At 64.3% G+C, this 12,462-nt stretch carries 8 protein-coding genes; 7 read left to right on the top strand and 1 reads right to left on the bottom strand.

Annotation, left to right across the window (positions count from 1 at the left end):
• Window positions 1-118 precede the first annotated feature (118 nt).
• The 5 genes from QYQ98_RS04580 (at window position 119) to QYQ98_RS04560 (ending at window position 7,224) form a co-directional block, all read left to right on the top strand.
• Window positions 119-577, top strand: a complete 459-nt coding sequence (locus QYQ98_RS04580; RefSeq protein ID WP_302007571.1) for a TM2 domain-containing protein — start codon at window positions 119-121, stop codon at window positions 575-577.
• A gap of 279 nt (window positions 578-856) precedes the next feature.
• Window positions 857-3,025, top strand: coding sequence for a glucose PTS transporter subunit IIA (locus QYQ98_RS04575; RefSeq protein WP_302007570.1), 2,169 nt, complete (start codon window positions 857-859; stop codon window positions 3,023-3,025).
• A gap of 235 nt (window positions 3,026-3,260) precedes the next feature.
• Complete coding sequence (locus QYQ98_RS04570) at window positions 3,261-4,145, top strand: PRD domain-containing protein (protein WP_302007674.1); 885 nt, start codon at window positions 3,261-3,263, stop codon at window positions 4,143-4,145.
• Window positions 4,138-5,826, top strand: a complete 1,689-nt coding sequence (gene ptsP, locus QYQ98_RS04565; protein WP_302007569.1) for a phosphoenolpyruvate--protein phosphotransferase — start codon at window positions 4,138-4,140, stop codon at window positions 5,824-5,826. The genes QYQ98_RS04570 and ptsP overlap by 8 nt, the downstream gene beginning before the upstream one ends.
• 291 nt (window positions 5,827-6,117) lie before the next feature.
• Window positions 6,118-7,224, top strand: a complete 1,107-nt coding sequence (locus QYQ98_RS04560; protein WP_302007568.1) for an HNH endonuclease signature motif containing protein — start codon at window positions 6,118-6,120, stop codon at window positions 7,222-7,224.
• Between the two features lie 349 nt (window positions 7,225-7,573).
• Here the strand turns inward: QYQ98_RS04560 and argF are convergent, their stop codons facing one another.
• Window positions 7,574-8,563: an ornithine carbamoyltransferase gene (gene argF / locus QYQ98_RS04555; RefSeq protein ID WP_302007567.1), complete on the bottom strand. Its 990-nt coding sequence runs from the start codon at window positions 8,561-8,563 to the stop codon at window positions 7,574-7,576.
• 201 nt (window positions 8,564-8,764) lie between these two features.
• On the opposite strand from argF, the gene QYQ98_RS04550 reads away from it, so the two are divergent.
• Together QYQ98_RS04550 and QYQ98_RS04545 are read left to right on the top strand one after the other, a co-directional pair.
• Complete coding sequence (locus QYQ98_RS04550; RefSeq protein ID WP_302007565.1) at window positions 8,765-11,716, top strand: ATP-dependent Clp protease ATP-binding subunit; 2,952 nt, start codon at window positions 8,765-8,767, stop codon at window positions 11,714-11,716.
• Between the two features lie 564 nt (window positions 11,717-12,280).
• Window positions 12,281-12,451, top strand: a complete 171-nt coding sequence (locus QYQ98_RS04545; protein ID WP_087117504.1) for a DUF4236 domain-containing protein — start codon at window positions 12,281-12,283, stop codon at window positions 12,449-12,451.
• Window positions 12,452-12,462 lie beyond the last annotated feature (11 nt).

Genomic DNA, 12,462 nt, shown 5'->3' with positions numbered 1-12,462 from the left:
CCTAGCCGGCGCTCGACGGTGAGCGTGCGCCGGGATGAAGCTGATTACGAATCTCGCACGAAACGCAACGGCGCGATACAGTCTTCCTAGACTGTTGATCTTTGAAAGGACCCACCCCATGAGCACCTCTTGGCAGGGCAACTCCCACGGCCAGCAATACGACAAAGACGGTCTGCCCGTGAACAACTCCGGTGCAGGCTCCAACAACGACTACTACGCGGCATTCGCTCAGCCGCAGCAGCAGCAGGCGCAGCCGAACTACGCGCAGCCGCAGCACGGCCAGGTCCAGCCGTACAACCAGTACCAGCAGCCGATGGCGACGCCGAAGAACAAGATCGTCGCCGCGTTGTTGTTCTTCTTCTTGGGTGAGCTCGGAATCGGTAACTTTTATATGGGGCAGACCAACCTCGGTATCACCAAGCTGGTCCTGTTCTTCATCGGCGTTTTCACCTTCATCTTCATCATCGGCGCCGTGATCCTCGGTGCACTGTGGATCTGGAAGATGGTCGAGTTCGTCATGGTTCTCACCGGCGGCGGTGGATACGACCGCGACGCGAACGGCGTCCCCCTGCAGTAAGACCAGCCCGCTACCCCCGAAAGTGGAGTGGAACCGGGGCCCTTCTTCCGGTTTCACCGCCCCTCGGGGGTAGACTCATGTCCGGAACATACCAACAGGGTTGTTACCCGCACGCGGATGCGGGGCAAGACCTGGGCGTTTAAACACGCCCGGGTCTTTTTTCGTGCCTCAAACACCCGCGAACGGGGAAACCGCACATGCGCAGGGCTGCGCCGGCCTGAACTGGGTGGCGAGCCGCGCTGCGCGACCACGACCCCGACACAGCGAAAGGAGCTGAACATGACCACGGCACACGGAAGCGGTGCGGGGACCGCCGCGGGCGGCGCTGCACCGACCACGTCGGTGGCGCAGGAGATCCTCGACGGGATCGGCGGCGCGGATAACGTCGTTTCCCTTACACACTGCGCGACGCGGTTGAGGTTTGAATTGGGGGATGGGGGTGTCATCGATAAGCAAAAGCTTGAGGCGATCCCGAAGGTGATGGGCGCAGTCCCGCAGGCGGGCAACCGCTACCAAGTGATCATCGGCGGCGATGTAGCGAACGTGTACAACGACATCAAGTCGCTGCCTGCCATGAAGAACCGCTCGACGAAATCCAACGACGACGTCAAAGCCGAACAGCGCGCCAAAGCGCAGGGCCGCTTCCCGTGGCTGGACACCTTCTTCGAGTACCTGTCGGATTCGTTCCGCCCGATCCTCGGCGTGCTGCTCGGCGCGTCGCTCATCATTGCGTTCGCCGCTGTCCTCGACGCGTTCAACATCGTCGATTTCCGCGCGGACGTGAAGAGCCCTGGTTGGCAATTCGTCGACGCGATGTGGCGCTGCGTGTTCTATTTCCTGCCCGTCGCCGTGGCGTATAACGCGGGCAAGAAACTCAAGATCGACCCGTGGGTGCCCGCAACGATCATGCTGGCGCTGTTCACCCCCGAATTCGTCGGGCTAAAGGACCACCCCGATGTGCGCGTCATCGACAACGCGGTGCTGGGCACCCAGACGAATATCATCGACGTCTTCGGTCTTCCGCTGGTGCTCAACGACTACGAAGGGAATGTGTTCGTCCCGCTGATCATGGCCGCCATCGCCGCGCTCGTGTACAAGGGCCTGCAGAAGATCATCCCGTCGTCTGTGCACATGGTCTTCGTGCCGTTCTTGACGCTGCTGGTGATGATCCCGGTCACCGCCTTGGTCATCGGTCCGTTCGGCTACCTCCTCGGCGCCTGGATCGGCTCCGGCCTGGCATGGCTCAACGGCAACGCGCCGTTCCTCTTCGCCATCCTGATCCCGATGCTCTACCCGTTCCTCGTGCCGCTCGGCCTGCACTGGCCGCTTAACGCGCTGATGCTGGTGAACATCAACACCCTCGGCTACGACTTCATCCAGGGTCCGATGGGCGCTTGGAACTTCGCCTGCTTCGGCGCCACCGCGGCAGTCCTGGCCATCTCGATGCGCGACCGCGACCCGCTGATGCGCCAGACCTCCGGCTCCGCCCTCGCCGCCGGCCTCCTCGGCGGCATCTCCGAGCCGTCCCTATACGGTATCCACCTGCGCTACAAGAAGATCTACCCGCGCATGCTCGTCGGCTGCTTCGCCGGCGGCCTGACCATCGCCATCCTGGGCACCCCGTTCGGCGGCGTGAAGACCTACACCTTCGTGTTCACCTCCATCCCCACCATGTTCGTGTTCGAACCTAGGTGGGTATACATGATCGCCATCGCCGTCGCGTTCTTCACCTCCTTCTTCATCATCCTGTTCACCGATTACCGCACACCGGAAGAGAAGGAAGAAGCACTCGAGCGCGCACGCCTCGCCCGCGAGGGCAAGGAGCAAGAGCTTATTGACGCCACGCTTGCCCCCTCCACCTCTGACGCCGCTCCCGCCGCCGTCCCGGCTGGCGCTGGTGCCACCGCCGCTCCGGCCGCTGGTGCCACCGCCGCTCCGGCAGCCACCGAGGCTTCCGAGTCCACCGCAACTGACACCGCCGCTGCCGAAGCTGTGACCACCGACGTCGCAGCCCCAGTGGCTGGCGAGGTCGTCGCGCAGGAAGCCATCAAGGATCCCGCATTCGCGGCCGGCGCACTCGGCCAGGCAGTCGGTGTGATCCCGACTGACGGCACGATCCTCGCACCGGTTTCCGGCAAGGTCATCTCGGTGGCCAAGACCGGCCACGCCTACGGCATCAAGACTGACGAAGGTGTGGAAATCCTCGTTCACATCGGCATCGACACAGTGCAGATGGACGGCGAGGGCTTCACCCCGCGCGTGGAGAAGAAGCAGCGTGTTGAGGTCGGCGAGCCCCTGGCGGACGTCGACTTCGCGGCGGTTGACACCGCGGGATTCGACCCCACGGTGATCACCAGCGTGGTCAACTCAAAGAAGATGACGAGCATCGACGACATCGCCCCCGGCCACGTCACGCCCGGCGATCCTCTGCTCCGGGTGACCAAGTAACCGGGCCAGTCCCGGTCACACGACTGGGGAAACCGGTAGAACGGAAAGCATGAAGATCCTGCGCGTGTTCAACAACAACGTGGTTCTCGCGAGCCGCGTGCGCCCAGCTGGGGCGGGTTACGCGTGTGGAAACTCCACAGGCCCGGCCCACGCGTCGGGCACGTCCAGCACCTCGGGCACGTCCAGCACTGTGGGCTTCGCGGTGTCTGGTGTCCCTTCGAGCGGTGCGGGAGCGATGAATCCCGCCGTCGAACAGGTCGTGGTCACTGGCCGAGGCGTTGGCTTTGGGGCGCACCAGGGCGACGACGTCGACGAGTCCAAGATTGCCCAGATCTTCGTCCCGGAGGACGGACGCGATCCGGACCACGCCGGCGAAATGATGGCCTATGTGCCCTATGACGCGATGAGGTTGGTCGCGGAGGCACTCAGCGCAGCAGTCGCCGCTGCCGGAGCGTCGGCGAAGCTGCCGGAAAAGCTCACTCTGGTGACCGCGCTCGCGGACCACGTCGCGCAAGCTCAGGTACGAGCAGAGCGCGGTGAGACCATTCAGTACCCGCTCGAAGCGGAGGTCGCCAGCCTCTACCCCGATGAGCACGCCCTCGCGCGCACGCTGCTCCGCGAGATCAACGAGCGGCTTGCAGTCGGGGGGCACGGCGCCGGCGAAAGGGGGGGTGAGCTGGAAGGGGAGCACGGCGGCGTCGATAAGCAACTGCCCGCAGAAGAGGCCACGGCACTCGCGCTGCACCTCGTGAACGCGGGGTTCACCACCGGTGATCTGAGCTACACGTACCAGATGACGGGCGTGATCCAGCAGATGCTGGACGTCATCGGGGCGGAGTGGGGTGTGGGACTGCAGCAGGCGTCGATAAGCGTGGCGCGGTTCATCACACACGTCCGCTACCTGTTTGTGCGGCTGGCGCGCGGGGAGCAGCTCGACCACAGCAGCGACGCGGTGAGCACGCAGATCGCGCAAGCATTTCCGCAGCATGACAGGCTTGCCCGGAAAGTCGCGCGCGTTGCTGAGCTGCGGTTCGACCAGACTTTGACGGAAGACGAAATCGCTTACCTGACCTTGCACATCGCCAGGTTGGCGGACACGGAAAGGAATGAGCATGACTGACAGGAAAGTTCTTTACGGCATCGGCGTTTCAGCGGGCACGGCATCGGGTCCGGCCGCGTTTGTGACACCAGCAGTGGGTATCGACCACAACGAGCCCGCCTCGGCTGACGTGGAGGTCGACGGCCAGCGGGTGCGCGACGCGCTCGACCAGGTCGCAGCTGGGTTGACGGAGCGCGCGGCGCACGCAACGGACTCGTCGAAGCAGATCCTCGAGGCCACCGCGGCGCTAGCGAAGGACCGCGGGCTGATCAAGGGCATCGACAAGGAGCTCAAGAACGGCAAGGGTGTCACCGCCGCCGTGCACGACGCGGTGGAGGTCTACGCCAAGAAGCTGCGCAAAATCGGTGGCTACATGGCCGAGCGCGTCACCGACCTCTACGACATCCGCGACCGCGCCACCGCGCGCCTCCGCGGGCTGCCGGAGCCGGGTGTGCCCGACCTGACTGAGCCGTCCGTCCTCGTCGCGCACGACCTCGCGCCCGCCGAGACAGCCACGCTCGACCGCGACATGGTCCTCGGCATCGTCACTGAAGCCGGCGGCGCCACGTCGCACACCGCGATTCTCGCCGCGCAGCTCGGCATTCCAGCCGCCGTCAAGGTCTCAGGAATCACCGAATCGCTTATCGACGCCACCCCCCTCGCCCTCGACGGCGGCGTCGGCGAAGTCATCGTCAACCCGTCCGCCTCTGACGTCGAAGAGCTGGAAGAGCGCTCCCGCCGTCGCGCACGTGCCCTCGCCGGGTCCTCCGGTGAAGGCGCCACCAAAGACGGTCGGAAAGTGAAGCTGCTGGCCAACATCGGCACCGCCGCCGACGCCGCCTCCGCCGCCTCGCTCGACCTCGAAGGCTCCGGACTGTTCCGCACCGAATTCCTCTTCCTCGACCGCGAACAGGCACCCACCGTGGAAGAGCAGACCGAGACCTACACCTCCGTGCTGAAGTCATTCGGGGAGCGCCGCGTCGTCGTGCGCACTCTCGACGCCGGCGCCGACAAGCCGCTCGCCTTCGCTGACCTCGGCCCTGAGGAGAACCCCGCCCTGGGCCAGCGCGGCGTGCGCCTGACTCAAGTCCGCGAAGAGCTCATGGACAATCAGCTCGCCGCTCTCGCCGCCGCACGCGAAGCCGTTCCGTCGTCCGACCTGTGGGTCATGGCCCCGATGGTGGCGACGGTGGAGGAGGCGCGGTGGTTCGTCGATAAGTGCCGTGCCGTAGGTCTGCCCAAGGCCGGCATCATGGTGGAAACCCCCGCCGCCGCGATCCGCTCCTCGAATGTGCTGTCCATCGCCGACTTCGCCTCCATCGGCACCAATGACCTGTCGCAGTACACAATGGCCGCCGACCGCCTCCAAGGTGAACTCGCGCCGCTGCTGTCCCCGTGGCAGCCCGCCGTTTTGTCCATGATCCGCGAAACCTGCCGCGGCGGCGACGCCACCGGCAAGCACATCGGCGTCTGCGGCGAAGCCGGCGGCGACCCGCTCATGGCCCTCGTCCTCGTCGGCCTTGGCGTCTCCTCCTTGTCCATGGCGCCATCCAAGGTCGCCGCAGTCCGCGCCGCCCTCCGGCTCCACGACTTTGAGACCTGCAAGCAAATGGCCAACTACGCCGTCGACGCCTGGAGCGCCAAGGAAGCCCGCGATGCCGCCCTTCGGCTCGCGGACCCGGTGCTCCGCGACCTGATCTAGCGCGCCCGCCGCCCGGGCTGCCCCCGCCCCCGCCTACGCGCTTGTTGCTCGGCCGGGCCGGCAGTTCGGTCCCGTACCGCTCTGACCCACCAGCGGCCCGCGCCCCGCGCCAGGATTTTTCGGCGTCGATGGAACCGCCCCCTTTTCCTCAGGTCAGGGGGCGGTTTCGTGTTCCTTTCCCGCGGGAGCCTGTGGATAAGACGCCTACGTATGTGACGCGTCAGCGCACTTATCCACAGGATTTTCGGGGCGCGCTTCCGCGATCAGTTTTCTCGCCTTAGCGTGTTGGGCATGACATTGTTCGACACGTTGCTCGAGTCCTTGGGGAGCCCCATGGACGTTTTGGCTGGTTTCGACCGCCAGGCTGCCCTAGGCGTCGGTGTGAAGCCTGCCACTGTCGACGAGTGGCAAAAGCTGCACAAGGTCTATTACGGAAAAACGCGGTTCACTCGTCAGCAAGCGAATGCGGTTCGCGTCGCTCGTGAGACGGGGAAGGCGATGGACCAGCTTGCTTTCGTCGAAAAGTGCGTGAAGGTTGTCACGAACGAAAGGGCGAAGTGGAAGCTGCGCCTTGCTCTGCTCTCTGCCCGGGGCGACTACGCCACCCTGCAACGCAAGGCAAAAGACATCGTCCCGGAAGATGATCGCCCGGCACCTGAGCCGACGGTGCGCTTCGGAGGGTCGAAGAAAGGCAAACGACCCTTCTCTGTGCTTGGCGAAGAACACCTCATCGCCGCTCTCGAGCATTCCCTACGCCAGAAGATCGACCCGAGCAGGCCGGAGGGCCCGCAGATGTACGAGGCGTTCCGGGAGTTGCTACGAGGAAACGGCGGCTCGGCTAGCGACGTCGGCGTCTTAGCGGGAAAGGGCATCCCCCAAGCTGTGCCGCGCCCGTTGATCCTGATCCCGCTACCGGACTACATTCGCATCCTTGCCGGTGACGGGGACGAGACCGTTCTTGGCTTGTCGGACGGGACCACGATGACGGGTGCCGAGTACCTGGCAAATTACCACGGCGAGCAACTCGAAGCGGCCCTGTTCCACCCTCAGGCTGGTGCGGTGAATCTTTACGATGCCCAACGCTTCGCCAACACCAAACAACGCGATCTCGCCCGCGCGACGCTGACCACGTGCCCGGTTCCGGACTGCCGGCACGCCGCCGACAACTGCGAGGTCCACCACATCAAGGCGTGGGCTCGAGGCGGGCCGACGAACATGGACAACCTGGCCATTCTCTGCAGGTACCACAACAGAACTAACGACGACGACCCCAACCACCAGCACCGCGGCCGAATAGAAAACCGAAACGGCTCGCCGATCTGGATATCCCCTAGAGGCAGACCGGCCCAGAACGAACGACATCCCTTCGGGGCGATGAAGCTGCTCTTCAACAAGTGACAACCGCCCGGCGGAACCCTTCGTCCAACCGAATCTCGTAACTAACAACCACCGGCCGGCACCAACCGCCAGCTGCGATCCAGGCGATCTCACTCAAAGAGGGCGAGATGGCCGGTTTCGGCATGTCGTTTTGCGGCGCAGACCCGAGTGAGCAAGGGGCTGGGGTGTTTGCCGGTTTCGGCATGCCCGCCTGCGAGCGTGCGCCGACTGGCGACTAGCGAGGCCAGCAGACTCGAAAGTCAGGGGGCTGGGAAGTCGTGAGACCAGGAAGCTCGGTGGCTAGGTGAGGGCCCAGGGGACGCGCCGGGCGGAAGCGAGGTGAGAACCCGGGGCGTGAGCCGGGCGGAGGCTAGGAGAGCGTCGCGTACATGATGGCCTTGATGGAGTGCATGCGGTTCTCGGCTTCGTCGAAGACCTTGGACTGGGCGGATTCGAAGACCTCGTCGGTGACTTCCATTTCGGTGATGCCGAATTTGTCGGCGATCTCGGCGCCGATCTCGGTTTTGGTGTCGTGGTAGGAAGGCAGGCAGTGCATGAAGATGGCGTCGGGGGCGGCTTTGGCCATGACGGAGGAGGTGACGCGGTAGGGCTCCAGAAGCTGGATGCGTTCTGCCCAGATGTCGTCTGGCTCGCCCATGGAGACCCAAATGTCGGTGTAGACGACGTGGGCGCCGGCGACGGCTTCGTCGACATCTTCGGTCAGGGTGATGGGGGCGGAGGAGGGGAGGGAGGTGCAGGCGTCGATAAGCGATTGCTTTGGCATGAGCTCTTTCGGCCCGCAGGCGACGAAGTGGATGCCGAGCTTGGCGCAGGCGACCATGAGCGAATTGGCGACGTTGTTGCGCGCGTCCCCCATGAAAACGAGTTTGAGGCCGCGTAGCCCTTGCGGGAAGTTCTCCTCGATGGTGAGCATGTCGGCGATCATTTGGGTGGGGTGGAATTCGTTGGTCAGGCCGTTCCAGACGGGGACGCCGGCGTTGGCGGCGAGCTCTTCGACGATGTCCTGGCCGTAGCCGCGGTATTCGATGCCGTCGAACATGCGGCCTAGCACGCGGGCGGTGTCGGCGATGGATTCCTTCTTGCCCATTTGCGACGAGCCGGGTTCGAGGTAGGTGACGCCCATGCCGAGGTCGTAGCCGGCGACTTCGAAGGAGCAACGGGTGCGCGTCGAGGTCTTCTCGAAGAGCAGCACGATGTTCTTACCTTCTAGATGGCGGTGCGGCGTGCCGGCGAGCTTAAGGTTCTTGAACTGCCGCGACAGGTCGATGAGGTACCGGATTTCTTCGGGGGTGAAATCGAGCAGTTTCAAGAAATTACGGCCGGACAGGCTGATTGGCATGGCGGGTGCTCCTCTCTTTATCGCTTATCGACGTCCCAACCCCCCGTTCGCTACCAGCGAACAGCCCCAGGAACTGCTGTTTTGCGGTAATTTGCTGGTTTGCTCTTTCGAGGCGGGATTGTGTCGTGTACCTGCGCGTTATGGTGGGTGGAACTTAAAACCACATTAGCTCTAACGAACAGCGAAAAAAGGGGTTGCCACATGTTCGAGCGGTTTACCGACCGTGCACGTCGCGTGATCGTGCTGGCCCAGCAGGAAGCGCGCGACCTGAACCACAATTACATCGGCACCGAGCACATTCTGCTCGGGTTGATTCAGGAGGGCGAGGGCGTTGCGGCTAAGGCGCTCGAGTCGATGGGGATCAACCTCGAGGATGTGCGCCGCGAGGTCATCGACATTATCGGCCGCGGTTCGCAGCCGCACACCGGCCACGTGCCGTTCACGCCGCGTGCGAAGAAGGTGCTGGAGCTCGCTCTACGCGAGGGCCTGCAGATGGGCCACAAGTACATCGGCACCGAGTTCTTGCTGCTCGGTCTGATCCGCGAGGGTGAGGGCGTGGCTGCTCAGGTGCTGATCAAGCTCGGTGCCGACCTGCCACGCGTGCGGCAGCAGGTCATCCAGCTGCTCTCCGGTTACGAGGGTGGAGACGGCCAGAACCCCGAGGTCGCCGAAGGCCAGGGCCGCAACGGCCCGAGCCTTGCTGGCGCCGGCTCCAGCCAGGGCGGTATGGGCGGCCCGCGGGGTGGCGGCGGCGAGCGCTCCAATTCGCTGGTGCTCGACCAGTTCGGCCGCAATCTCACCGCAGCTGCGAAGGAGGGCAAGCTCGACCCGGTCGTGGGACGCGACAAGGAGATCGAGCGCATCATGCAGGTGCTGTCCCGCCGCACCAAGAACAACCCGGTGCTCATTGGTGAGCCGGGTGTGGGTAAGACTGCTGTGGTCGAGGGCTTGGCTCTGGACATTGCCAACGGCAAAGTTCCGGAGACCTTGAAGGACAAGCAGGTCTACTCTCTCGACTTGGGATCCCTGGTGGCTGGTTCCCGTTACCGCGGTGACTTCGAGGAGCGCCTGAAGAAGGTCCTCAAGGAGATCAACCAGCGCGGCGACATCATCCTGTTCATCGACGAGATCCACACGCTCGTCGGCGCCGGAGCTGCAGAGGGCGCAATCGACGCGGCCTCCCTGCTGAAGCCGAAGCTCGCCCGCGGTGAGCTCCAGACCATCGGTGCCACCACGCTCGACGAGTACCGCAAGCACATCGAGAAGGACGCCGCCCTCGAGCGCCGCTTCCAGCCGGTGCAGGTGGACGAGCCGAGCATCGAGGACACGATCCAGATTCTCAAGGGTCTGCGCGACCGTTACGAGGCGCACCACCGCGTGTCCTACACCGACGACGCGCTCGCGGCTGCCGCTAACCTGTCGGACCGCTACATCAACGACCGCTTCCTGCCGGACAAGGCCGTCGACCTGCTCGACGAGGCCGGTGCCCGCATGCGTATCAAGCGCATGACCGCCCCGAAGGGTCTGCGGGACGTCGACGACCGCATCGCCGACGTGCGCAAGGAGAAAGAAGCGGCGATCGACGCCCAGGACTTCGAGAAGGCCGCCGGCCTGCGCGACACCGAGCGCAAGCTGGGTGAGGAGCGCGCCGAGAAAGAGAAGCAGTGGCGCTCCGGCGAGCTCGAGGACATCGCCGAGGTCGGCGAGGAGCAGATCGCCGACGTGCTGGCCAACTGGACCGGCATCCCGGTGTTCAAGCTCACCGAGTCCGAATCGTCGCGCCTGCTCAACATGGAAGAAGAGCTGCACAAGCGCATCATTGGCCAGGATGACGCCGTCAAGGCTGTTTCCCGTGCGATCCGCCGCACCCGCGCCGGTTTGAAGGATCCGCGCCGCCCGTCTGGTTCGTTCATCTTCGCCGGCCCGTCCGGTGTGGGTAAGACCGAGCTGTCGAAGGCGTTGGCGGAGTTCCTTTTCGGCGAGGAGGACGCGCTGATCCAGGTCGATATGGGCGAGTTCCACGACCGCTTCACTGCCTCCCGGCTGTTCGGTGCGCCTCCGGGATACGTCGGCTACGAGGAGGGCGGGCAGCTCACCGAGAAGGTGCGCCGCAAGCCGTTTAGCGTCGTGCTTTTCGACGAGATCGAGAAAGCCCACAAGGAGATCTACAACACCCTCTTGCAGGTGCTCGAAGAGGGCCGGCTTACCGACGGCCAGGGTCGCAACGTCGATTTCAAGAACACCGTTCTCATCTTCACCTCGAACTTGGGTACCTCCGATATCTCGAAGGCTGTCGGTCTCGGCTTCACCGGTGACAGCGCCACGGATGCGGACGCCCAGTACGAGCGCATGAAGAACAAGGTCCACGACGAGCTGAAGAAGCACTTCCGCCCCGAGTTCCTCAACCGTATCGACGAGATCGTCGTCTTCCACCAGCTCACTCAGGAGCAGATCGTGGAGATGGTCGAGCTCCTGGCATCTCGTCTGGAGAAGAACCTCGCCGCTCAGGACATGGGCATCGAGCTTTCCGACGCCGCCAAGAACCTCCTCGCCGCCCGCGGCTTCGACCCAGTTCTCGGCGCCCGCCCGTTGCGCCGTACCCTGCAGCGCGAGATCGAGGACGTGCTGTCCGAGAAGATCCTCTTCGGTGAGATCGGTGCAGGCGAGATCATCGAGGTCGATGTGAAGAACTGGGACGGCAAGACCGATAGCCCGCGCGACTACGAATCGGCCGAGTTCACGTTCTCCCCGAAGCCGAAGCCGCTGCCCGAGGACACCTTCGGCGACCTTGACGAGGACGAGGTCCGCGACATCGTTCCGGAAGACGGCCAGGAGGACGTGCAGATCCGCGCGACCACCCCGCCGGACCCGAATGACAGCGAAGGGCCTGACGCTGATGGCCCGAACTCCGACGACTCGGCCGCTGACGGTGAATCCACCGACTCGCAGCCTGGCCTCGACTCCACCTATGGCGGTGGCGAGGACGGTGGCACCGGGACGGGAACCGATACGCTCGAGCCGCCTCGTGATGGTGGCGACGCTGAATCCGGCACCGGTGAGTCCGGTACCGGTGAATTCGGCACCGGCGCGGGTCACGACAACGGCCCGAAACCCGACGACCTCTCCGACGGCGACGACGGCGAGAAGGCGTAGGGCTCAGGGAAAGGTACCGCGCGCAGCGCACCCAGCGAATGCCAAGAACGCTGCGCCGCCCGTAGCCAGAACAACCAGCAAGAAAAGCGCTTCCCGCCAGCTGGAGACGATCTCTCGTGATCGCTCGGTAGCGGGGAGCGTTCTGCGTTGGGCGGCGGAATCTCCTTTCATCCACCGACCTCCTCGCCGGACTTGGAGACGGCGGGTCTACTCGCTGGGGGCGGCGGTGCAACCACTGGGTGGTCGGGGGCTGGCTCACCCTGTTCCCTTGAACGGGTTAGAACGTGCCGCAGTTCGAGTGGTTGGGAATCCCGTTGAAGCGGTTAACCATCCACCGCATCGACGGGCGCACATGCGAGTACACGCCGACCAAGTGGTTACCTCCGGTCTTGAGGCCGGGGGTGAGGGGCGGGAGGGCAGGCAAGAGCGACGGTGGCACGGGTCGCCCGTGAAATTACGTTCATGCGAGGAATCGTAGGTGACTACTGGTTCGGTATAGAGGTTTTAGGTTGAAGAATATGAGGGCGGGGCCGCCCAGCCTCACCCGCCGTAAGATGATTCGACATGGGCTTGCTTTACAGGGATAAGAAGAAGGTCGGCAAGAATTCGTGGATCAACGTGTCCAAATCGGGTGCGTCGATGTCCACGAAGATGGGGCCGGTTACGGTCAACTCGCGCGGTGGCGTGTGGGTGAAGTTGCCCGGTGGTATGACGTACCGGGGGCGTTGGAAGTAGGGGTCCCAGTC

The sequence above is a fragment of the Corynebacterium sp. P3-F1 genome (assembly GCF_030503635.1).
Lineage (GTDB): Bacteria > Actinomycetota > Actinomycetes > Mycobacteriales > Mycobacteriaceae > Corynebacterium.
This window is presented reverse-complemented; position numbering and strand designations above follow the sequence as displayed.